Here is a 23752-nt window from a genome sequence, read left to right as displayed (position 1 = left end):
GACATATAATGATATCTTAGCATGCCTGAAAAGTAAAAAAAAATAACCAGCATAAATATTTATGCTGGTAAACGCACGCTGTCACGAAATTGACATCGAAATTGCTCTCCGGAGAGCACTTCTTCCTTCATTAAAATGTCAAGGGAGTAATCAAATACATTTCGTTGCTTTTCAAGGTGGTCGTGAGTACGTACTATCAACTCATCCAATATTTTACTGTTTTCCTTCATAAGTTCTTCAGTGGTAACCATTTCCAGCTTGGCGATACCCAACGAAGTCAATCCGGATTTCATCATGGTTTCGACAATATTCAGGGCCTGATCAAAATCGCCACGCGAACCTGTGCTTCGTCCGCCATAATACATTTCTTCTGCAGCCGCTCCACCAAGTGCGATCATAATCTGATCTTCTAAATAATCCTTGGTGTACAGATACTGCTCTTGCTGAGGATTGTGACGTACATAACCAAGGGCTTGCCCCCGCGGAGTCAGTGTAACCTGACTAACACTTCCCGGACGCAGCAGCTCAGCCATAATGGCATGTCCCAATTCATGGATTGCCACCCGCTTTTTCTCTTCGTGGTTAGTTTCTCTGTCCGTTTTTTCCCCCATCATAACCTTGTCAATCGCCATCGACAGATGCCGCTGCTCAACCTCTGTCAATTCCTCACGCATCATATAAATTGCTGCCTCATTCATAACACTTTCGAGCTGAGCACCGGAAAAACCATAGGCTTCTTCGGAAATTTTGTCGAGGTTCACATTTGCATGAAGCGGCTTATTTTTGGCATGCAATTCGAGAATCGATTTACGGCCTTTTTTATCAGGCATGTCGACTTGAATATGACGGTCAAACCGGCCAGGACGCAGCAATGCTGAATCAAGCATTTCTTTACGATTAGTGGCTGCTACCAGCAGAATGCGCGGCGTTTCGTTGTTATAGATCCCGTCCATCTCGGTCAACAGCTGATTCAAGGTCTGATCATATTCTCGCTGCTGTCCGCCTTCACGCTTACCGCCAATTACGTCAATTTCATCTATGAAAATAATAGCGCTTTGCTTGTTTTCCTTAAGGGCGCGGGTACGGGCATCCTTAAACAAATCGCGGATACGGCCGGCACCGACACCTACGTACATTTCTACAAACTCACTGCCTGATGCTGCCACAAATACAGAGTTCGTATAATGTGCTGCTGCTCTAGCCATAAGGGTCTTACCTGTTCCTGGAGGGCCTGTAAGCAGAATCCCTTTCAAAGGCCGAATCCCGAATTTGCTGATTTCCTCATGCCGGATCAAAAAATCCAACGCTTCACGAAGCTCCTGCTTTGCATTGTCTTGCCCGCCAATTTCTTCAAAAGTGAGCTTTGAAGGTCCATCCTTCTTGCGTTTCTTCCCGGCACCTGCATTTACCGCAAGTCCGCCTCTTAAATGAGCAATGATAAGTAAAGCCGTGAGCATCCCAGCAGCAATTACAATCGGGAATATATTAATGCCTAGAAAAGCCATAAAAATAAACAAGACAGGAACAAATCCGATTAGAATTTCTTTAAGGTATTTAGGCATTATTCCATACCCCCAATGTCGCAGGTTTACGCGGCAAAATAATAAATTTGCTTTCTTTTCCATTACTCAAGCTTACATAGACATTATTGTCGTCAATTTCTGTTGAGGCTATCACATTTTTATATTGCGGATATTGCGCTTTGAGTCCATCAAGTTCTGTGGGTATAAGTGTATATTTACGGCTCTCCATGGCTTCAGCTACAGAGAACATCGCTTTATCCCAGTATTCATCCAGCAGTTCACTGGAGTTCTGTTCTACATCAAGTTTCAGTGTACGTCCATCAATCATCGATTTTCCTTCTTTGGAGACGTACTGAACCAGTTCACGTAATTTCGTGCCTGGCTGGAGATCAAGTTTCAAAGTGACCTCATTGCGGTTAATACTGATATGAGAATTATTGACGCCCTCATATTGAGATACAATCTTCTGAAGTGGTTCCTGCATTGCAAACTGACGATACAAAAAGAAGCCACCAAACAATAGAGTAGCCGACAGTAGAGACGTTATCAGCACAGGTACAAGACGTAATTTCAAGAAACGTCCTCCTCTCAAAGATGACAAAATATAAAGCTCATTATAATAATCTATAGCTATTTGAGAGCTCATCAGAGAGACTGAAGTCTCTTATTGCTGTTCTAATTACAAGTAGTAGTATATCACAGGTGTATATACTAATTTCAAAATAAATGTGAATATATTTAAAATTTAATTTTTTAAAAATTTCCATCAATACCAAATATATTCCTCACTTTCGACAAAACCGGCCTTGATTTTTAATCAATCGGCTTATTTTTGTATGTGAATTTAAAAGAATATTCGGTGATAACTACCCATTCAGTATATCACTTAGTATATCACTTTTGTACATCAAATAAATGTAAACAAGCGAACTTATAATAAGTTCGCTTGTTTACTATGCCACCCTTAATTTCCTTATGTTCGGCTTAACTTTTAGGTAAACTGTAACCTTCACCCATTCGGGACCCATCCGAAAACCGATAAAATTGATAATAATACCGACCGCTCTGTTTATAAAAAAGCTGCCAAGCATACTCTCCGTTATATACTCCCGGCAGCAAGCGTTCAATCGTTATGTCCGGAAGATCAGCTTTGATAATGCCGCGTATTTGGGCTTCCGAGGTTCCTTTACTTAGTTCCTCAGCAAACACTGCGTCGTCGCCTTCAGCAAATTTTCCATCTACCGTAAAGCGGACCCAGACCATAAGAGCAGTCCCGGCTTCATTTTTTCCTGTTAAAACCCAGTACACTGCATTTTCATCCCAAACCGATTTTTGTGCTTTGGTTACCTCTGTTAGACCCGCTCTGGTTTTGGCAACATCCTTAGCGATATCACGCTCGTTCCATTGATCTTTCATAATATAGGCATAGAACTGGATAAGTCCAAACCCCAGGAGCAGAATCAGAACTGACCCCAGGAGGATCCATTTTTTCCTTTTCTTCAAGGTACAGCTCCCTTTCTAGTAATATATCTTTTTTGATTATATAACACACCTGCGTGTTTATCCAAAATTTCATAATTTTCTAGCTTTCCCAGTCTTAAAAATGCACAAAAGGCCGCAACTTTTGCTAAAAGCAAAAAGTCGCAGCCTATTATTTATTCGTTATTCTCCAGACTTAACGCTTCAATAAACCTTCGAAGGCTTCTTGCGCTTTACGCCGGATAGCTTCCTCATCCAGGGTTAAGCATTGTCCATGCTTGATGACCTGTTTACCATTCACCCACACATGCTCAACATCCTTAGCGCTAGCAGAGTAAACTGCATGAGACAACAGATCTGTGTGTGGCAGCAAATGCGGCTGATCGATATCAATAGCAATGAAATCAGCTTTCATCCCTACAGCAAGTCTGCCTACATTATTTAAAAAGATGGACTGCGCGCCATATTCTGTAGCCATACGCAGAGCTTCTGGAGCAGGGACAGCCGTTGGATCACCGCTGACACCCTTATGAATGAGAGCTGCAAGCCGCATCTCTTCAAACATATCCAAGTTATTGTTACTTGCCGCGCCATCCGTGCCAAGAGACACCTTCACACCAGCTTTTAGAAGATCAGTAACCCGAGCCACTCCGCTAGCCAGCTTCAAATTACTGCCCGGATTATGAGATACACCCACATTATGGCGAGCCAAGATCTCAATCTCTTCATCATTTAAATGAACACCATGTGCAACTATCGAGGGACGTGTGAACATTCCAAGCTTCTCTAAGTGAGCTACAGGACGCAACCCGTAATCCGCCACATTTTGTTCCACTTCACGTTTCGTTTCGGACATATGCGTATGCATCGGTAAATCCAGATCATGCGCTGCCTGCACGAACTTAACCAGGAAGGCAGGAGGGCAAGTATAAGGGGCGTGTGGCGAGATCATAGTAGTAATTCTACCGTCAGCCTTTCCATGCCAGTTACGGGCAAAAGAAATCGCTTCCGCAAGCTTGTGATTCTGTACATCCTCTGGACATAACCCGATCACACCACGCATCAATACGGAACGGATACCTGATAACTCAGCTACCTCGGCTACTCGGTCCATATGATCATACATATCGAGGAAGGTCGTAGTTCCACCCTTCAGCATTTCCAATACAGATAAGGAGGTTCCCCAGTATACATCATCACCGGTGAACTTTTCCTCCATCGGCCACATTTTCTCCTGAAGCCACACTTGTAGCGCTAAATCATCTCCATATCCACGCAGCAAAGACATCGCCGCATGACCATGTGTGTTTACAAGTCCAGGCATGAACAGCAGACGGCTGCCATCAACCACTTGCACTCCAGCTTCCATCTGAGGCTCTTCTTTTCCTATGTAAGTGATTAAATCATCTTCAATAGTCATATATCCACTCAGAACCGGCTCATCCGTTCCCGGAGTCAGAAAATACCCGCCCTTAATTATCGTTTTATTGTTGTTCATGTTCGCTTTCTTCCTTTCCATCCCGCAAGTAATAAGCAAGACTTTGCAGATCAGTTGTAAAATCAGCTGCATGCACCCGGATATTCGGTGGTGTCTTCAGAATCACAGGGGCAAAGTTCAAAATCGCTTCAATCCCAGAAGAAATGAGGATATCTGCTACATTTTGAGCTTCTGAATCAGGTACGGTAATAATGGCAATGCGAATACCTTGCTCACGAATTGTGCTGCCTAGTTCATCCATCGGTTGCACAGTAAGGGAGTTGATCTTACGTCCAACCTTAGGAGCGTACGAATCAAATATAGCCGTGATTTTCATAGTATCTTTGAGATATGCATTGTAATTAGACAAGGCATGTCCGAGATTACCTGCTCCAACTAAAGCTACATTAAGCTGTTGATCCAGCTTCAGGATATGACGGATTTTCTCAATAAGATACGTTACATCATAGCCGATACCTTTTCTGCCGAAGTCACCAAAATATGCTAAATCCTTACGAATCTGTGCGGGATTAAGATCAAGCTTTTGCCCAAGTTCCTGAGAGGAAACTGTTAATATTTCGCGATTCTGGAGATCATTCAAAAAACGCAAGTACACAGGCAGTCTGCGAACAACGGCTTCTGATATTTTATCCGATTTCATATTTTCCCTCCTAAAAATAGTAATGTTCTTGTGAAAATCCATATTCAAACGTCTACCTCTCCTTATTAAGGACGGTACTGTAACACACCGCCCTTAAGGATAAGGAGGAGCTAAACTGAAGACGAGCGTTTTAAGAAGCGCCGCCATCCTCTAGCCATTCCGCTATGCGAGGGACCATTTGATCAGTAAGCATATGCTCCATTTTGGGACCAGGCAATGAATAAAGGAAATACTTCCCGTAATGAGATTCAATAACCCTCGTATCATAAACAATAACTATTCCGCGATCCTGCGCCGTGCGAACCAGTCTTCCGAATCCCTGCTTAAAACGAATAACCGCTTGAGGAACAGATAATTTCATGAACGGATTCTTCTTCTGGGCCTGCAATAACTCAGACTTCGCTTCCGCCAACGGGTGATTCGGCGGTTGAAACGGAAGTCTCACGATGGCCAGGCAAGTCAGTGCTTCACCTGGAATATCTACACCTTCCCAGAAGCTGCTCGTCCCCAGCAGAACGGATGCTGCACTGTCCTGAAAGCGGCGGATCAGCTTGCTCCGGCTGCCACCTTCCACGCCTTGACCAAGCACCGTAATCTCTTGTGAGGCTAAAGCCTCTTTAAGCGGATCATATACCTGACGCAGCATTTTATAAGAAGTAAACAGAACCAGCATCCGCCCACGTGTTGTTTTAGCAGCTTCCGATAATGACTGTACGAGTGTATCGACAAATCGAGCATCGCCCACACTCCCCTTCACACTAGGAAAATCACGCGGTATAACTAGCAGTGCCTGCTCGCGATACTTAAAGGGGGATGGAAGGAGTGAGGTCATTAGACGTCCCTCTTCCGCAGCTTCGTTAAGTCCGAGATTATCAATCATAAATTGAAAAGATTTATCTACAGACAGCGTCGCCGAGGTAAGCACGATGCTTTTTTTCTTATCGAAGAACAACTCTTTAAGCTGGCTGCTAACATCCACAGGGACGGCATACAGCTGTAGTGATTTGCTGCGGTAATTTCCATTTGCCTCCAGCCAATATACTACATTATCGTCATTCAGCCCCATAAAGAATCTTACTTGCTCACGGATGGAAGCCAAATCCTTAAATAAACCGCTAATATCAGTAACAAGACTGTCTGCTGAGGATTGGCTTTCCTGGTCACGCATCTCGTTAAGCATTTTATCACCCTTACGGATGATATCGCTTAACGTCAGATTCATAGTGTTCTCTAGCGCAACTAATTCATCCCAATCCTTCGGCTTACGGGCGGGAAGCAACCGCATAACCAGTTGTCCCGCTTCCCCCGCCCCTGCATCACTGCGTTCCGGCAAAAGGCTGAACAGCTTGTCGCTGAGTGCATCCCAGGTTTCTTTGACGGTAAGCAGATCCGGGTAAATCCGATCGATGACTCCGCTCCATTCTGAAGCCTCTTCACTGCCTGACGACTGTAATATCTGGCGCAGAGCAGGAAGCTGTCCGTTTCGGCTATCTTTATACAGTCGCGATAACGTGTGTGCCACAGTGAAATGCTTCATATGCATGCCAAGATGTTTACCAGCCACATCTTCTAAATGATGTGCTTCATCAATGACAAGATGCTCGTAAGCCGGAAGCAGCTGGTGCCCAGCCTTAACATCTGCGAATAGCTTAGAGTGGTTTGTAATGACCACGTCAGCAATCCCAGCTTCATGCTTAGCCCTATGATAATAACATTTGCGGAACCACGGACAAGAACGGCCCAGACAGGAATCGGTATCGCTTGCCACCGTCTCCCAGAAATCACCGCCCCGGCCGCTTAAATTCAGCTCTTCATCATCCCCTGATTCACTTTGAGTGAGCCATACGATCATCTGAGCGGCAGTAAGCGCATCTTCCCTTGGGCTTATAAAGTCCTTTTTATTAATTTTATGCTCAAACTTACGCAGACACAAATAATGTCCTCTTCCCTTAAAAATAGCAGCTTTAAACGGAAAAGGAACTACCTGCGTTAACAAAGGGATATCCCGCTCGCGCAATTGGTCCTGCAGATTAATGGTATGAGTGCTGACCATGACTTTTTCATTGGTGCGAACGCTTTGATAAATGGCAGGCAACAAATAACCGAGCGATTTACCGGTTCCTGTGCCCGCTTCAATCAGTAGGTGTTTGTCTTCGGCAAGTGCCGTCATCACCTCATTGATCATAATATCCTGAGCTTCCCGGCTTTCATACTGCGGTAATGTGTCTTTAAGTCGTTTGGTTACTTCGTCCATATAATCAGTAAAAGATAAATTCGCTAGCGGATTCTCAGCATGCTCATCTCTAGGTGGCGCTAACTCCGTCCAGTCTCCTACTGCAAGCGCTAATTGACGATAGAAAGTCAGATCACCTTCGGGCTGTAGCGTCTCCGCTTCCCGCTCTCGCAGCAGACCATCAAAGTACCAGCCCAGATCACTATCCTCTTCGGTAAACAACTCACAGAGTCTCTGGATCGTAAGCAGCGGCAGCTCGTAGAGCTCCTCCAGACATTTCAGCAGCACTAAAGCAGTCGCAAGTGCATCACTATCTGCCTGATGCGGACGATCATGCGTCACTCCAAAATGAGCGCTGACAGAGCCTAGCTGATAAGATGTGAGCGAAGGAAAGCAAATTTTCAGAAAATCAATCGTATCCAAAATCCGCCCTTGAAATGGCAAATAACCACAACGATCTAAAGCATTTTGTAAAAAATGGAAGTCGAAAGCGACATTATGCCCTACGAGCACAACATCATCCAAGAGCGGAACAAGCTCCATCATCATCTCATCCAGCTCAGGCGCATCCTTCACATCATCATCGGTAATCCCCGTCAGACCTGTTATAAAAGGAGGAATCGGCGTTCCGGGCTTGACATAGGAACCATATACCCGGGAGATGGACCGGTCTTCTTCTATAATTGCAAGGCCAACCTGGATAATTTCACCCACGGATTGGGTTCCTGTTGTTTCAAAATCAAGCACGGCAAATTTCATTATAATTCTATTCCCTTTCAATTGAGACTCTTAATCAGCATAACAGAAGTTGCGAAAAAAGGCGATGCACACCACTGGTTCAGGGGATGCATCGCTTGAATGGAAATTTCCAAAACCGTTATTCTTTTACAAAAGGGAAACCAGCTGATTTCCAAAATGCAGCTTCCCTCCACGACGGCGGCATACCTCTAAGTTAACGTTTGGTTCCGGAAGCGCAGGATCATGCTGCAAAGCAAGATCAAACAATTCCTGCGCTTCATTGAAACGTTCCTGTGAGGCTCGTATGCAGCCTAAAGCATTATAAACCATGGCTTTCAGCTTGGTTTCCCGTATCAAGCCCAGCATATGGTTCAGATGACTCCAAGCGGACTCACCGTCACCTTCCTGCAGATAAGAGATGGCCAAATATAATCGAGCAGCCAAGCTATCCGGGTATTGCGCAATAACTTCTTTAAACTGATCAATACACTTTCCATACATCAGCAGCTTATAATACCCCTGACCTCTTACAAAGGAATCCATACACAGCTCTGGTGCTTCCTGTTCCGGCACTTCCTCTTCGACCACTGCTGTAAAATCCGTACTTTCGCGAAAGGAACTAAGCTTCTCAGCAAAAGCGAGCCATTCATCCATCACTTTATCGCTCAGTCTATGCAGCATATTATAATTGCATAAAAGCTCATTCCGGCGGGCACCCTCCGCTGTAGGGTAATCTGTTACGATCTCCTGAAGCACCTTGTTCATTTCAGCAAACAAATGTTGAAACATGGGCTATCCCCCCCCTTACTGAAGATGAAATCAGTTCAGCTTGCCTGACTTCATTTTCTGCGAGATCGGGGTCTTTCATCCCTGCCATTCATTACATGGCGTAAGTCCATACATTAAGCGATTGTAGCATGCAATTCATGATCAGCCAGCTTCACTGGTTTGTTATTCTCATCCACGAATACCACCGTTGGCTTATGTGAATCCAGTTCTTCCGAGGACAACATCGCATACGAAATGATAATTACTGTATCGCCCGGCTGAACAAGACGAGCCGCGGCACCATTAAGACAGATCACTCCGCTTCCACGCGGTCCAGGGATTACATAGGTTTCCAGTCGCGAACCATTATTGTTATCCACAATTTGAACTTTTTCATTCTCAAGAATGTCCGCGGCTTCCATCAAGCTCTCATCAATGGTAATACTGCCCACATAGTTCAAATTCGCTTCCGTTACTGTTGCGCGGTGAATTTTGGATTTCATCATATGTCTAAACAAGTGCAGCAACCTCCTTTGGAATAAATACATTATTATCAATCAAGCGTGTTCTGCCAAACTTCACGGCGAGCGCTATTATAATTTCCCCATCCACTTCTGATAAAAGAGCTTCATCCTCTAATCCTTCAAGATCAGGGAATTTTAGGATCTCCGCATAATCAATCACCGCTAGAGGAGAGCTGGAAATAACCGATGTCAACAATTCCCGCACTTCAGCAACGGTTCTTACTTTTCCTTCTTCAATGGACTGACGTGCTTCACGTAAGGAACGAGATAACACCAATGCCTGACTACGCTCCTCTGGAGACAAGAATACGTTACGTGAGCTGAGTGCAAGTCCATCCCCTTCACGAACGATCGGACAAGGGATAATTTCGACATTCATATTAAGATCGGACACCATTCGGCGAAGCACAGCAACTTGTTGAGCATCCTTCAGCCCAAAGAAAGCATAATCCGGCTGTACAATATTGAAGAATTTATTAACCACTGTGGTTACACCATCAAAATGCCCAGGGCGGGAAGCCCCACAAAGCCGGGTAGTAAGCTCCGAGACCGAGACCGTAGTCCGAGTAGGCTGCGGATACATTTCTTCCACACTGGGGATAAATACAATATCTACTCCCTCACGTTCAGCGAGTTCCAAATCTCGACGCTCGTCACGCGGATAGGAATCATAATCCTCGTTTGGCCCGAATTGCAAAGGATTCACAAAAATGCTCATTACCACTGTGTTGCTCATTTCTCCAGCCCGGCGAAGCAGACTGGCATGTCCGTCATGCAAGTATCCCATCGTAGGAACGAACCCAATCGGGGCGTGCCCGCCTTGTCTCATATACTCCAAAGCTTCGCGCAGCTGCTCAATGCTTCTGACGACTCTCATTTATTTTCCTTCCTTTCTTGCAGCGCCATATAAAGAATCCAAAACCGTTACATCTGCATTAAAAACGTGACTTTCATCTGGGAAGGAACGTTCCTTCACTTCCTTCACATATTGGCTGATGCCCTCACGGATTACATTACCCACATCCGCATAGGTTTTGACAAAACGTTTCTCACGGTAAGGTGAGGCATACCGCAGCAAATCATGGAAAACCAATACCTGTCCATCACAGTAACGGCCTGCACCGATCCCAATGGTTGGGATGCTAAGCGCTTCAGAGATCGCTTGGGCTACTTCTTCCGTTACCAGCTCCAGAACGATTGCAAAAGCACCTGCGGCCTCAAGCGCCTTAGCTTCATCCATCAGACGTTGAGCATCTTTGGCATCTTTGCCTTGAATCCGGTAGCCACCAATCATATTCACGGATTGAGGCGTAAGCCCGATATGTCCCAGTACAGGGACTCCCGCAGCTACAACCGTAGCTACAGTCTCACAAATCTCGAGTCCGCCTTCCATTTTGACGGCATGAGCCCGCCCTTCCTGCATTAATCTGCGCACTCCCCGCAGAGTTTCATCTACACTTCCGTGATAAGTCATAAATGGCATATCGGCCACGATAAAGGTGCTTTGTGCTCCTCGGGTTACCGAGCGGGTATGGTACACCATATCTTCAATCGTTACCGGTAAAGTTGTATCGTATCCAAGGACTACATTCCCAAGAGAGTCACCAACCAAAATAAGGTCGATACCTGCTTCTTCTGCAAGAACTGCAGACGGATAATCATAAGCGGTCAGCATGCTCAGGGGCACACCTTCTGCTTTCATTTTTTTCATTTTTACAATATTTAGCGCTTGTTTGTTTGCCATTTCTCTTTTCGTCCTCCTTTTTTAAGTAACCTGCCCGTAAAAATCGCAACAAAAAAACCTTTTAGCAATCATTTGCTAAAAAGGTCCGAAGGGCAAAAAAGAGTCACTTGCGATCGTCCCTTCTGTCTCGGTCCTTACGGCTCAGAGCAGAATCCAACGTAACCGTCAAACGCAGTTATGAAGGTATTTCCAATAATAAAAATATAAAAAAGTTCTTCAGTTCAAGAGTACAGTTCGTTAAACGATACCGCCTCCGACCCATAGTATAACAAAAAAAGCTCGGAATTACACGAAAAAAATATGACAAGGGATGATACCCTTGTCATATAAAAAATATTATAAAAGTTCAATCTCACCTGAGCATACGTTAGAGATCTCTCCCAAGCTGTTTTTAAGCAGCAGACCACCTATTTCATCCAAACCTACTACCACACCTTCAGAACGCCCCTGAGGGCTATTCAGTGCGATCTGGCGGCCCAAAGTCACTGACATGGACTCCCAGAGCTCTTTGATGGGTTTGAAACCTTGCTTCATGTACAAATTGTAATGCATCTCCAGCTCGTCCAAAACCGCTTTTACCAGCTCAGAACGGTCAACTGGAGCACCACCCCGCTCAATCCGAAGTGAAGTCGCGACCTCCTGCAGATGATCAGGATAATCTTCCTCTGTCATGTTCGCGGAAATGCCAATTCCAGCAATGCAATAATGAAGCTCCCCTTCTCTTAGAGAAGATTCGAGTAAAATCCCACAAATCTTACGACCGCCTGCAAGCAGATCATTCGGCCATTTGATGCCGGCATCTACACCTGTTACCCGTCGAATTGCCTTACAGACGGCAACCCCAGCCAGCAATGTCAGCTGCGGAGTCTCCGACAAGGGTAATTGGGGCCGTAACACAATACTCATCCAAATGCCCTTGCCACGGGGAGAGAACCACTTTCTTCCCATTCGGCCTCGGGCACCCGTCTGTTCTTCTGCGATGACGGTTGTTCCTTCCGGCGCGCCGTTTTCCGCTAAAAACTTAGCTTCTTCTTGTGTGGACACCACAGATTCCAGCAACTGAACGTTGCCTATCCAATTCGAAGCGGAGGTCTCTCGCTTCAGCTCAGTTAGCGACAGCGCTTTATCATCGCTCATGTCCATCCATCCTTTTTGCTTCAAGCAGCAATAATTGTTTATCGTTAGGTAAATCACCTGAAGCGACCGCTTGCAGGAGTCCATTTAACATTTTGCCTAGCCATGGCCCCGGACGTTTGTCCAAAGCCTCCACCAGCTCATTGCCTGTAATCTCAAGCTCTGAAAGGCTGGTTAGCGGCATTTGAGCGATCCATTCTCTTGCCGCTTGTATATTTACAGCGGCAGGTGAGGTTGAGGCCTCTGACGATTCCACGACGGAAAAGGCAGAAGAGGCCGCTGGTGAAACCACAGCGGGAAGCGCAGGTGCGACGGCTGGCAGGATCGCCAGCAGCGAGAGCCACCCTTCGGCAGCTTCCACGCCGAAGGCCAGCACGGCGGCGATCCATTGCCGCCGCAGACCTTCCATGCCGCCCATATCCGGCGGCATGGCCTCTAGCGCAGCGGTCCAAGCTTCGCGGACCCGCAGCACCTGGACGATGCCGGTCCGCATCGTCCCCGAGAACGTCCATGCCCGCAGCAGCACATCGGCCTCTTGGGCCGATTGCTTCAGGGCATGGAGGAGAAGCGCCCACCGCAGGCGGGCGCTCTCCAGTTCCCCGATCCCAGCCGTTGAGGCGGCAGCAGCCGCCATATCGGTTCCGGTCCAGGGGAACGGGGCTTTGCCGCGCGCCAGCAGCTCGCAGCGCGCTAGCATGCCGAGGCCGCGCAGAGGATGCGGCCCCTCGACGATGCGGTCCAGCTCCGCGCGGACACGCTCCACAGCAATATGCGCCAGCTTATCCCGCTGGCGCATCAGGCCCCTCCACGTGTTCTTCGCGATGGAGAAATCCAGCACCGATGCAAAACGAATGCAGCGAAGCATGCGAAGCGCATCTTCGTCAAACCGCTCCTCCGCATCGCCTACACAGCGAATCACCTGCAGCTGTAGATCCTTCTCACCCTCAAAAGGATCAATAAGTTCCCCATTTAATCCACAGCAAATCGCGTTGATCGTGAAATCACGACGACGAAGATCCTCCTTCACATCGTTGACGAAAAAAACATGCTCAGGACGACGGTGGTCTACATAACCACTCTCTGTCCGGTATGTCGTCACTTCAAACCCACAGCCATCCTGTATCACGGTGACCGTACCATGAGCTAATCCTGTTGGCACACTGCGCGCAAAGATAGCTATCACTTCCTCTGGCAGTGCTGAGGTTGTAATATCCATATCATGCACTGGCCTTCCCAATAGCTCATCGCGAATACATCCTCCAACCCAATAAGCCTCGTGGCCATTTTGGGTTAACTCGGAAATTACAATCTCCGCTGCAATTGCCATCGCAGAAGGTGCCATTGTCCATTCCATATATGACTCCTTACCCCCGAACTGGGTCCAGTCCAAGTACCTTGCGCCCCAGCACCCGGTAATAAATATCTTCATATTGTTTCGTTATTGAATCCTTACAGAAATCTTTGCAGGCTGTTTGTAAACAAGCTTCTCTGAACTGTTGCACCATACGTTCATCCGAAAGGAGCTTAACTGCATATTTAGCCATAGCTGTTGTATCGCCAATCGGTGCAAGGAATCCAGTCTTTCCATGCTCTATAAGCTCAGGGATGCCTCCGGTTTGCGAGCCAATAGTCGGTACGCCACAAGCCATTGCTTCCAGAGCAACCAGACCAAAGCTTTCCTTCTCGGAAGGTAGCAGAAGCAGATCAGCTAAAGAGATCACCTGAGCGATTTCATCCTGCCTTCCCAGAAAACGAACTTTATCTTCCAGACCCATTTCGCTAATTTTGGCTTGAATTTTGGGAAGATCCGGACCTTCACCTACAAGCAGCAGGCGTGAAGGCAGTTCACGATTCACTTTGGCAAATACGTCAACAACATCGCTGACTCTTTTTACAGGACGGAAGTTACTGATATGCATCAGAATCTTCTCATCAGGCGCTGCGAAATCTCCCCGCAGATCCGTTACATCACGCGGATAATAAACCCGATGATCCACGAAGTTATAAGTGAGATCAATGTCGCGGGTAATATCGAGTACGTCCCGTGTTTCTCTAATAAGATCCTGAGAGACCGCTGTAACAGCATCACTTTCATTAATCCCCAGACGAATCAAATCTTTAAGCGATTCATCCTGACCAAGCACCGTTATATCCGTACCATGCAAAGTCGTTACAACCTTCATATCGTTCCCAAGCATTTGCTTTGCAAGGAAAGCACACACTGCGTGTGGCACTGCATAGTGGACATGGAGAAGATCCAGATTTTGCATTTTGGCAACCTGAGCCATCTTCGTAGCAAGCGCTAGATCGTACGGGGGATAGCGGAATACATAATAATCGTTTACTTCTACCTCATGGTAAAAAATATTTTTCTGAAACGTTCCCAACCGGAACGGGATACTATGTGTAATAAAATGAACTTCATGACCCTTCTCGGCCAAGAGTTTACCTAATTCAGTCGCAACTACGCCTGAACCGCCAAGAGACGGATAACAGGTAATTCCTATTTTTAGCATACGATCCATCTTCCTGTCTCCTTCTTCTCCAGTATTGATTCGTGTAATGAATCATCTATTGTTTGTCGGCCGCTTTCAAAAAAGCGAAGCGAACACCGTTTCTTTCAAAATCACACAGGACTTCATTTCTCTAAGCTGTTCAAAAAAAGCTCTCAGGAGCGCAATGGCGTATTAATTCCAAGCGCTCCTGGATCAATCATAATCAGCTTATTATATTATCATACAAACTTCGTTATATCCGTTCCTTAAGTAAACAATTCCACCGTATGAGGTACCTTGGTTGCAAACCCTTCTGCATAAGGAATCAGCCTGCGCTGGCCAAGCAGCATATCTCTCGAACGGACTCGTTCAATGTAGCCTTCCGTTAACGGTGTGGATACAGCATCCTCACCCGGAGGTTTGGTGAACTGCGAGCGATAGCAGGACAACGCCTGCTCCTTCAAGCCATATTGCTCAGTAACATCAACAATAAGATCGGTACGTCCTAAATCATTGATAAAATAGAAGTACAGCTGTGGAGCAGGAATTGCCGGCTTGTCCGGCATATATTTACGTAGCTTGGCATTAAAAACAGCCTCTTCCACCAGCTTGCTACAGGCGATATGATCGGGATGACGATCCTCCCAATAAGGAGCAAAAACTATCGTAGGAGAAAAGCGGCGAATTTCAGCAGTCACAGCCGCCACATGCTCTGCTGTAATAAAAAGCCCTCTATCCGGCAGACCCAGGTTTGTCCGCACGGATGCTCCGAGAAGGTCTGCAGCTTGCTGCGCTTCTTGCTTGCGAAGTTCTACTGTACCGTTCGATGACATTTCGGCGGCTGTTAAATCGCAAAGTCCCACCTTAAGTCCCGCAGCGGTATGTTTCGCAATTGTTCCTGCCATACCAATCTCCGCATCATCTGCATGCGCACCAAATACAAGAATGTCCAGCTTCATTCATCAACACCTGGTTTGTATTTGTGAACCAGTGCACGCCAAGCAAAATCACCACGATCAATCGCCTTCACAAGAACCTCCGCTGTGGCAATATTCGTAGCTACCGGTATCCCGTATACGTCACACAGACGAAGCAGAGCTGAAATATCAGGTTCATGTGGCTGCGCCATTAATGGATCACGCATGAAAATAATAAGATCCAGTTCATCCTGTGCTACCATTGCACCGATTTGCTGATCTCCACCTAATGGACCAGACATGTAACGATGAATTTTTAAGTTAGTTACATCCATAATCCGTTGGCCAGTAGTCCCTGTAGAAAAAAGTTCATGACCTTCAAACACATGTTCATAAGCTAGTACAAAATTTACGATTTCATCTTTTTTACGATCGTGGGCAATAAATGCGATCTTTAACATGGTGTTCTCTCCTGTCTATTCTATAAAGTGCTCGAATCCATAGATCAAGCCTGTATATCCCATTACCTTTTCAATACCCATCTTAACGCCTGGCATATATCCTGCACGCTCATAAGAATCATGGCGAATCTTCAAGGATTGTCCGAATCCACCAAAAATCACTTCTTCTTGAGCAAACACACCAGGAAGACGGACACTATGTATCCGGAATCCGTTATAGTAACCACCACGGGCACCTTCAATGGTTTCTTCCTCTTTAGGATTACCTTGACGAAGTTCCTCACGAACTTCCGAAATCATTTCTGCGGTTTTGACCGCAGTTCCGGATGGAGCATCCAGTTTCTGGTCACCATGATACTCTATAATTTCCAGATGCGGGAAGTACTTTGAAGCTTGTGCCGCAAATTTCATCAATAGAATAGCTCCAATGGAGAAATTCGGAGCAATAAGTCCGCCAATCCCCTGTTCTTGACACTGCTTGTCCAGTTCCACCATCTGCTCCGGTGTGAATCCGGTTGTACCGATAACCGGACGCACTCCGTACTTAATAGCTAGCGCTGTATTCGTATACGCTGACTGCGGTGTAGTGAAATCCACAAGGACATCTCCATTGCTTCCCGCGAGGGCGGCCTCAAGATCAGAAGTTACAATAACGCCTGAGTCTTCCAGACCTACCAGACGCCCTGCATCAATATCGCCCGAAGAACGATCTACTGCTGCTGCTAACTCCAGCTCTTCGTCCTGCAATACAAGTTTAACAACCTCTTTACCCATTCTTCCGCCTGCGCCGGATACAACGACCCTGATCTTGTTATTCATATTTTTTCCATCCTCGCTCTCACTAGTTATATAGTTATTGCATATACGATTGTATGGATTTCTGAAGGTCTCTCATCAATTCCCGCAAGCCAGAATCATCCGGATGTAACGAAATCACTTCTTTTAAGGCAGTCATAGCTTGTAAATGTTCATTCACTCGGCTATGCGCGATAGCAAGCCATACATAAGCATCCCCATATAATGGATCAAGGGTAATAGCCTCTTTGAGCAGTGTAATCGGATGATAAGGGTTGCGAGTTTTGTTGTCTTCATCTTCTATCAACCGTTTGGCTTCTTGTACATGCATCATAGCCTGCAAATGCTGCAGATGCAGACTATACTCAGGTTTGCTGGTGTCCAGCTTTACAGCAGCCTGAGCATGAACTAAAGCTTTATCTAGCATACCACTGCGGGCATACGTTATGGAACAACGATATCTAACCTCGGCATCAGCAGGGCTTGCTGCAATTGCAGACTCGAAGCAAACAATAGCTTCGGCAAAGTCACTGCGCAATATCGAGCGGTAAGCCTCTCTTACATAATCCTTATGATCCATATACACACCATCCTCACGGCTAAATCCCGTTCGTTTGGTACAGCATATGTTATAGAGGCCTAATCGGTGTCTTTCGGTGTCCAACGTCCCGCATCACGGGTATTAAATTTATGCATTACCTTATTATGCGCTTCCGTCAGGTCTATCCCTAGAGAATTTGCAAAACAAACGGTAATAAACAGAATATCTCCCAGTTCAAGTTCAATGGAATTCTCAGCTTCATCAGACTTCTTAGGCTTCTCGCCGAACTCGTGATTGACCTCTCTAGCCAGTTCTCCGACTTCCTCGGACATGCGGGCCAGCATAGAGAGTGGACTGAAGTACCCTTCCTTAAACTGCGATATATAAGCGTCTACTTCACGCTGTATGTCACCAAGACTTTTGTCCATAAAATGTAACTTCTCCCCCTCTGTATATCTTGCCTTCTGTTTGCCCCTATGTTATCGTAAAGACGTTTTGAAGACAATCTTTTTTGAATATTTTAACACACGCAAGAAAAGGTATACTTATTATAGGAAAAGAAAAACTGCCTACAAAAGGCCTAACGAGGGATTTCATGAATTCAAAAAAGGTAATTACAATCAGCAAGACAGTCGCTCCCATCTTGCTCGGAGCCGCAGTATATGCCTTCGGGCTACTGTATTTCATCATTCCTAATCAGTTGATGGAAGGCGGCGTAACCGGGATCACACTTCTCCTTAATTATGCCTTTAGTATTCCCATCTTTTTATCCACACTGCTGATCAACCTTCCTTTGTTTCTGCTGGGCTGGAAAGTCCTAGGCGGGCGGCAAATTGTGTATACAGGTGTAGGGATCGGGGCGCTGACCTTTTTCCTGTGGGTTTTCGAACGAATGATTACTGCGGGATGGATTATCCCCTTCAGTACCGAACACGACTTTATTCTTGCGGCACTGTACGCAGGAGTAACGCTTGGAACGGGGCTTGGGCTTGTATTCCGATTTGGGGGTACAACAGGTGGTGTTGATATTGTCGCAAGAATTCTGGGACGGAATTTTGGCTGGAGCATGGGGCAGATTATTTTGGCCATCGACATTATTATTATTGGCTCTTCCATCCTCTACATTCCTAAAGAAAAAATACTTTACACACTCGTCGCAGTTTTTATCTCATCACGAGTGATAGATTTTATCCAAGAAGGCGCCTATGCTGCCAAGGCATTTACAATTATCAGTGATGAAGCACCACAAATTGCCGATCTGATTACAGCCGAAATGGACCGTGGTGTAACCCTCATCCCTGCGATCGGTGCTTATTCCAAGCAAGCCAAATATATGGTGTACTGTGTAGTCTCAAGGCAAGAAATCCGCCGGCTAAGTCTGCTGGTCAAATCCGTTGATCCACGCGCCTTCGTAATTATTAGCGATGTACACGACGTACATGGAGAAGGCTTTCGAGAAACCTAAATAAAAAGGAGTGTAGGCCATTTCAAGCCCACACTCCTTTTTACTGTTTATAATTTCACCCTACGGAATCGGCTTCCAATGCTGATTCTGACCACGGTACTTGCGATAGGCTACATAGGCTAACGCAGCTATAATGAAGCTTGCGGCTAACCCTCCCCAAATCCCAAATTCTTGCGATGCCAGCGGCAAGGACAAAGCAGGTTCATCCTTCTCTTTTCCGAACATTACTCTTACCGCATCCTGACCATAAGATACAATTTCAAGCAGGCGGGCACGTTCAACCTTTTGTGAGGACGAAGGAATGCCGGCCGCATATGAGAGCCAGGAATCAAAAGCATTCACAACTTCAGGCTGGCAGGAGACAATCACTGCCGGCCGGATGTTATCATACCTGCCCTGCAGTCTTTCCAGAGCTGTTTTCCAGCCCGCCAAATCATTTGCAACCGCACTTTGCTCCATCGCATTTAAATCCTCGCGAATCAGCTTGTAGTACTGAAGCCAAATAGGCTGGCGCGGATGATTAAGACTGTTGGCAGCTAGACGTAGCTTGGCGGCTGCCGCTTCCCATTGCTGTGGATTTATTTTCGCGCCTGCCACGGTAGCCTTCAGGTCCATAATGACCCCTGACAATGCATTAATACCCTCCACAGAGGTCATTCCTTCAAAGGATGAGGACACAAAGATCTTGGAGATCGCTTCGGTCTCCTGTCGGACCTTCATTACATCCCCTTCCAAAACATACCCATACAATGCCTCAGCAGCTTGTTCCAGCTGCTGCGCTCCGGTCTTTCCGCTCATTACTGCCAAACCGTTGCCCGAACTAACGTTGGCGCTTTGCTTCGAAGCTTTGCCAGACCCTTCACCAGCATCCCCTAGCGCTGCTGAAGCCTTTACAACATCCATACTGGACAGCAGCCAGCAGAATACTAGAACAACCACTACATAATATCTCCCGCGGAGCATGAGACATCCCCCTCCTACTTAAGAAGAAACGACGTTGTCGTCTTTTAAAGACGATATTCGTTTCTCGTAAAATTATAAGGATAAAGCATAGTATAAAACTTATACTTCTTATAATTCTAAATGTATGGCAGGGGGACAAGGGATAGAACTGCTTACTAACGTCTATTCTTGAACTGATAGATTGACTCTACCGGTCTTTGTCTTCTACTAAACAACCAAGCAGCTGCAACACTAAGCAGCGTAAGCGCCATTGTAAAGTACTGTACCTGTATAACATAATCGTTCAAAACAGAAGGTAACCACGGATAGATTCCGTAAGAATAATCCAGCATATCGTTGGCGAGTGTCCAAAGCAGGGCTAATGGAATCATTTTGCGGAAAGAAAAAAACCTCGCATAAATCAATGCTTCAACTGCCATCCCCGTATGGGAGATTACCAGCATCCAATCTTTCCAAACCAAAACATCACCGTGATAACCCCCGGCAAAAATAATACTCACTGCCCATATCCCGTACTTCACTGACGTAACGACCGCCAAAGCCTCAATAAGTTCCCTTACATTGTTTCCTGTGTAGCTTTTTGGAGGGAAAAGCATCAGCAACAGAGCCAAGGTAAAAAACAAACTTGCGGTTGGACTATCCGGAACAAATGGAAGCAGCCAGTGTGGATAATTAGCCGCAGTGAACTCCAGTTGATTGCCATACCATATGTAACCATAAATTGTACCCAGGAAATTTACGATAAATAACAACCAGATAATTCCCCGGTTCTTAAACAGTTTGTTAAACCAATGAACTGGCATACAGATTATTAACCTCCCCAAGTAATGGCACTTCGCATTTAGACATACAAAAACCTGACCGCATGCACGATCAGGTTGCGTTATCATTATTTTACTGTTCGCTTTTTTGTTTGGCAAGCCAGCCGGCCAAGGTATCAATATCCGCTTCTGATAGACCTGCTCCCAAAGCGGTATCGTACATTTTTGGCATCTGCCCTTGACCCTCTTTTATAATAGTAAGGATTGCTTCTTTGTCATGGGTGTCTCCAACTCCACGAAGTGAAGGACCGCCCGCCCCTTTCAAATCTGCTGCGTGACAGGAGATACAAGTGGCTTGCTTGAAGAGTCCCATAGCAGGATCATCCTTGTCCACAATCGCTACTTCTTTTGACTTAACGGCACTGGAGGTTGGAAGACCCTTAGCCCTGTTCTCCGCCGCCTTTTCTTCCCGTTGAACATCTTCAGGAATCTGACCCGTTTCAGCCATTTCATGTTTGTATTCAGTCCAGGCTGTATTGGTCAAATAAACAATCGCTGCAAGTGACAAGAACATTAAAGATGAAGCAATCGGTCTACGGTAAAAGCGACGCTCTCTACCCGTATCCAGAAAAGGAGCCAACAGAAGTGAACCAAAAGCCACACCAGTAACTCCTAGTGTACCCAGAACGATATAATCGCCTGAAGCATATGGGAGCTTCAAATACTGATAGAGGAACAAGAAATACCAGTCAGGAATCGGGATAACCGTAGCACTAGCATTTGCTGGAAAACCTAGCGGAGCTGGCTCTGAAATAGTAAGGACTAATATTCCTACAAGTACAACGACTCCGACCATCCATTCCTTCAGTAGAAAGTTAGGGATAAAGGCTTCCGATTTGCCGGGGTAAGCCGTGTAGTCCGGAGGTGTGATAAATCCGTTCCCTCTGCGAACTCTGGAATCACCGACATATACAACCTTTTCCTTAGAATTGTTTCCATGCGCCATCCGTATTCCTCCTCTCTCAGATTAACTTACAACGGTCCGGAAATCCCTTGTCTGCGGATCATAATAAAGTGTCCTACGAGCAGACTAAGAAGCACCGCTGGGAGGAAGAATACATGTAGTGCGAAAAAACGAGTTAAGGTTTCGGCACCAACAATCGTTCCACCTTGCATCAGTTCCTTCAGCACCGGCCCCATCACTGGAACAGAATTGGCTATTTCAAGAGTTACCTTTGTTGCAAAATAAGCTTTATTATCCCAAGGCAACAAGTAACCTGTTAAACCAAGTCCCAACATTACGAAGAAAATCAGCATTCCAACTACCCAGTTCATCTCGCGCGGCGCTTTGTAAGAGCCTGTAAAGAAGACGCGCATTGTATGAAGGAACATCATAACAATTACTAGACTTGCGCCCCAGTGATGCATCCCGCGGACAATCTGTCCAAATGCAACACTTGTCTGCAAATACTCAACACTAGCATAAGCATTAATAATGTCCGGAACATAATACATCGTTAAGAACATACCTGATAAAATCTGAATGACAGTGATAAAAAAGGTCAGTCCGCCAAAGCAATACACGAACGCAGAGAAATGATGGGCCGGATTAACATGCTCAGGAACCTCGTGATCGGCCACGTCTCTCCAAATCGGCGTAACATCCAGACGTTCGTCAATCCAGTTATAGACATTTTTAAACATCAGAACTACGCCTCCTCACGAGCTACTGTATTTGGCACAATGTCTCCCAAAAGCACCCACCCGTTATCGAATTTCGTTTTATACTGGTCAAGCGGCTTAGGAGCAACTTCGAGATTTTTGCCAAGCTTTGTATAACGTGCACCATGGCATGGGCAGTGATATTCGTCCGGATGAGCTTTATCGTTGTTCCACCCGACCGTACATCCCAAATGTTTACAGATCGGTGAAAGCGCATAAATATCACCCTTCGCGTCTTTCCGGATCCACGCAGTGAGTGTCGCTGTACTGTCGTACCATCCGTCCTTCTGTTTCAATTCAAAAGTAAATTCCTGGGGCTCTTCGGTGATTTTGCTTATCTCAGCAACCTTGATAAAATCTCCAGCACCCTTCTTATGTAATATCGGATCCACGACAAAACGGACCATGGGGAGAATTGTACCCGCCCCCATAAAAGCAGTGGCGCCACCAAGCGTGTAGGTCAAAAATTGCCTGCGCGACATCTCTTTACGGCTGGGTGGTTGTTCAGGCCATGTCTCCTGTTGTTCATTATGGCTGCTCATACTGTTATATAACCCCCTTCTCAAGATATAAGAAAGTATCTGTGGTGTCCGATCAGAGATGTCTCAATATAAATAATCCGTTTTCAAATCTTTTCAATGAAATACATCACATACCATTTGGATTCAACCTAATAATAGCTTAGGCTCCAAAACCCGTCAAGAATATTGTCTAATTTGTGACAGGCTAAAAAGCGATTTCAACCTATAATTGTTGATTTTCTGTCACATTTATAAGGAGTTCATCTCCGCCACATGTCTTGAATTTTCATCCTAATTTCACTGTCATTCTTCCCTTCATGAGAAGCCTCAATGATAGGCAGAGAGAGAACTAAATCGCTTTCATAGATTTGGCCTTCTTGGAGAGGTACATCCGCTGTCAACACCACTACATGCTGGAAACCACTGGATTTGACTTTTTGGCAAATCTCATTAATTAAATTCACATAGCCCTCTCCAGCGTACTGAATGGCTGGGTAAGTCACGATCCGCCCTTTGAACGGTATTTCCACCATATCCATGAAATTACGTAATCTTTCGAGTGCCTGAACGGTCTCAGGAGGACTCTCAAGTCCACTTAATCCTGTAAAAGGTATGAGACATGTATCATAGAATTTTTGATTTTCTTCCCAAGTGTCCACTTCAAAATCGCTGAATTTCATTCCCATTCATCTCCCTATGTATAATTGTTAATTTTTCCGTACTTTCGCAAAGCTTCCTGAAGTTATAGAACCCATTATATTGAAGGAGGAGGAGGAACGTCCAGATTTAGATTTTATATTTTCGTTCGATTAAGCAAATTGAGTAGATTA

Annotated in this window: 25 protein-coding genes; 1 reads left to right on the top strand and 24 read right to left on the bottom strand. The window is 45.7% G+C overall.

Annotated features, from left to right (window positions below; genetic code table 11):
- Positions 1–59 precede the first annotated feature (59 nt).
- The 18 genes from MKY63_RS20805 to MKY63_RS20720 all read right to left on the bottom strand — a co-directional run bounded on the left by MKY63_RS20805 (position 60) and on the right by MKY63_RS20720 (position 17918).
- Positions 60–1562, bottom strand: a complete 1503-nt coding sequence (locus tag MKY63_RS20805; protein ID WP_339809757.1) for an AAA family ATPase — start codon at positions 1560–1562, stop codon at positions 60–62.
- Positions 1555–2097, bottom strand: coding sequence for a hypothetical protein (locus tag MKY63_RS20800; protein ID WP_076297402.1), 543 nt, complete (start codon positions 2095–2097; stop codon positions 1555–1557). The genes MKY63_RS20805 and MKY63_RS20800 overlap by 8 nt, the downstream gene beginning before the upstream one ends.
- Positions 2098–2507: 410 nt before the next feature.
- Positions 2508–3026 carry a DUF5590 domain-containing protein gene (locus MKY63_RS20795; RefSeq protein WP_036676299.1) on the bottom strand — a complete coding sequence of 173 codons (519 nt, stop codon included), beginning with the start codon at positions 3024–3026 and terminating at the stop codon, positions 2508–2510.
- Positions 3027–3198: 172 nt separating this feature from the next.
- Entirely contained in the window at positions 3199–4500 is a 1302-nt protein-coding gene (locus MKY63_RS20790; RefSeq protein ID WP_339809754.1) for an amidohydrolase, read from the bottom strand.
- Positions 4487–5140 carry a redox-sensing transcriptional repressor Rex gene (locus tag MKY63_RS20785; RefSeq protein ID WP_036676294.1) on the bottom strand — a complete coding sequence of 218 codons (654 nt, stop codon included), beginning with the start codon at positions 5138–5140 and terminating at the stop codon, positions 4487–4489. Before MKY63_RS20785 ends, MKY63_RS20790 begins: the two co-directional genes overlap by 14 nt.
- 130 nt (positions 5141–5270) lie before the next feature.
- Complete coding sequence (gene dinG, locus MKY63_RS20780; protein WP_076134667.1) at positions 5271–8132, bottom strand: ATP-dependent DNA helicase DinG; 2862 nt, start codon at positions 8130–8132, stop codon at positions 5271–5273.
- 126 nt (positions 8133–8258) lie between these two features.
- On the bottom strand, positions 8259–8900 hold the full coding sequence (locus MKY63_RS20775; protein ID WP_339809751.1) for a hypothetical protein: 642 nt from the start codon (positions 8898–8900) through the stop codon (positions 8259–8261).
- Positions 8901–9013: 113 nt separating this feature from the next.
- Positions 9014–9397, bottom strand: a complete 384-nt coding sequence (gene panD / locus MKY63_RS20770) for an aspartate 1-decarboxylase (protein ID WP_339809749.1) — start codon at positions 9395–9397, stop codon at positions 9014–9016.
- Positions 9390–10280 carry a pantoate--beta-alanine ligase gene (panC, locus tag MKY63_RS20765; RefSeq protein ID WP_339809747.1) on the bottom strand — a complete coding sequence of 297 codons (891 nt, stop codon included), beginning with the start codon at positions 10278–10280 and terminating at the stop codon, positions 9390–9392. The genes panD and panC overlap by 8 nt, the downstream gene beginning before the upstream one ends.
- Positions 10281–11147, bottom strand: coding sequence for a 3-methyl-2-oxobutanoate hydroxymethyltransferase (panB, locus tag MKY63_RS20760; RefSeq protein WP_339809745.1), 867 nt, complete (start codon positions 11145–11147; stop codon positions 10281–10283).
- A gap of 336 nt (positions 11148–11483) precedes the next feature.
- Entirely contained in the window at positions 11484–12284 is an 801-nt protein-coding gene (locus MKY63_RS20755) for a biotin--[acetyl-CoA-carboxylase] ligase (RefSeq protein ID WP_339809744.1), read from the bottom strand.
- Entirely contained in the window at positions 12274–13635 is a 1362-nt protein-coding gene (locus MKY63_RS20750; protein WP_339809743.1) for a CCA tRNA nucleotidyltransferase, read from the bottom strand. Before MKY63_RS20750 ends, MKY63_RS20755 begins: the two co-directional genes overlap by 11 nt.
- A 10-nt stretch (positions 13636–13645) precedes the next feature.
- A complete protein-coding gene (gene bshA / locus MKY63_RS20745; protein WP_036676278.1) occupies positions 13646–14806 on the bottom strand; it encodes an N-acetyl-alpha-D-glucosaminyl L-malate synthase BshA in 1161 nt (386 codons plus the stop codon).
- 236 nt (positions 14807–15042) lie between these two features.
- Positions 15043–15735 (bottom strand): bacillithiol biosynthesis deacetylase BshB1, encoded by a 693-nt coding sequence (gene bshB1 / locus MKY63_RS20740; protein WP_038572419.1) that lies wholly within the window; start codon positions 15733–15735, stop codon positions 15043–15045.
- Positions 15732–16154, bottom strand: coding sequence for a methylglyoxal synthase (mgsA, locus tag MKY63_RS20735; protein WP_036676275.1), 423 nt, complete (start codon positions 16152–16154; stop codon positions 15732–15734). Before mgsA ends, bshB1 begins: the two co-directional genes overlap by 4 nt.
- Positions 16155–16169: 15 nt before the next feature.
- The gene (gene dapB / locus MKY63_RS20730; RefSeq protein ID WP_036676273.1) at positions 16170–16973 is read right to left on the bottom strand and encodes a 4-hydroxy-tetrahydrodipicolinate reductase; all 804 of its coding nucleotides are present in this window, start codon (positions 16971–16973) and stop codon (positions 16170–16172) included.
- Between the two features lie 34 nt (positions 16974–17007).
- Entirely contained in the window at positions 17008–17529 is a 522-nt protein-coding gene (locus MKY63_RS20725) for a tetratricopeptide repeat protein (protein ID WP_036676272.1), read from the bottom strand.
- A 59-nt stretch (positions 17530–17588) separates the two neighbouring features.
- Positions 17589–17918: a nucleotide pyrophosphohydrolase gene (locus MKY63_RS20720; RefSeq protein ID WP_036676271.1), complete on the bottom strand. Its 330-nt coding sequence runs from the start codon at positions 17916–17918 to the stop codon at positions 17589–17591.
- A 167-nt stretch (positions 17919–18085) separates the two neighbouring features.
- On the opposite strand from MKY63_RS20720, the gene MKY63_RS20715 reads away from it, so the two are divergent.
- Entirely contained in the window at positions 18086–18955 is an 870-nt protein-coding gene (locus tag MKY63_RS20715) for a YitT family protein (RefSeq protein WP_076127532.1), read from the top strand.
- 60 nt (positions 18956–19015) lie between these two features.
- Here the strand turns inward: MKY63_RS20715 and MKY63_RS20710 are convergent, their stop codons facing one another.
- The 6 genes from MKY63_RS20710 to MKY63_RS20685 all read right to left on the bottom strand — a co-directional run bounded on the left by MKY63_RS20710 (position 19016) and on the right by MKY63_RS20685 (position 23602).
- Positions 19016–19918: a sporulation protein YpjB gene (locus MKY63_RS20710; RefSeq protein WP_339809742.1), complete on the bottom strand. Its 903-nt coding sequence runs from the start codon at positions 19916–19918 to the stop codon at positions 19016–19018.
- 155 nt (positions 19919–20073) lie between these two features.
- The gene (locus MKY63_RS20705) at positions 20074–20721 is read right to left on the bottom strand and encodes a DUF1405 domain-containing protein (RefSeq protein WP_051490910.1); all 648 of its coding nucleotides are present in this window, start codon (positions 20719–20721) and stop codon (positions 20074–20076) included.
- A gap of 91 nt (positions 20722–20812) precedes the next feature.
- Positions 20813–21685: a menaquinol-cytochrome c reductase cytochrome b/c subunit gene (locus MKY63_RS20700; protein ID WP_076141309.1), complete on the bottom strand. Its 873-nt coding sequence runs from the start codon at positions 21683–21685 to the stop codon at positions 20813–20815.
- A gap of 26 nt (positions 21686–21711) precedes the next feature.
- Entirely contained in the window at positions 21712–22383 is a 672-nt protein-coding gene (locus tag MKY63_RS20695; protein WP_036676266.1) for a cytochrome b6, read from the bottom strand.
- A 5-nt stretch (positions 22384–22388) separates the two neighbouring features.
- Positions 22389–22943 carry a ubiquinol-cytochrome c reductase iron-sulfur subunit gene (locus MKY63_RS20690; RefSeq protein WP_076127525.1) on the bottom strand — a complete coding sequence of 185 codons (555 nt, stop codon included), beginning with the start codon at positions 22941–22943 and terminating at the stop codon, positions 22389–22391.
- A gap of 239 nt (positions 22944–23182) precedes the next feature.
- Entirely contained in the window at positions 23183–23602 is a 420-nt protein-coding gene (locus MKY63_RS20685) for a DUF2487 family protein (RefSeq protein WP_248548495.1), read from the bottom strand.
- Positions 23603–23752 lie beyond the last annotated feature (150 nt).

The organism is Paenibacillus sp. FSL R7-0189, assembly GCF_037969925.1.
Taxonomy (GTDB): Bacteria; Bacillota; Bacilli; order Paenibacillales; family Paenibacillaceae; genus Paenibacillus_AQ; species Paenibacillus_AQ odorifer.
This window is presented reverse-complemented; position numbering and strand designations above follow the sequence as displayed.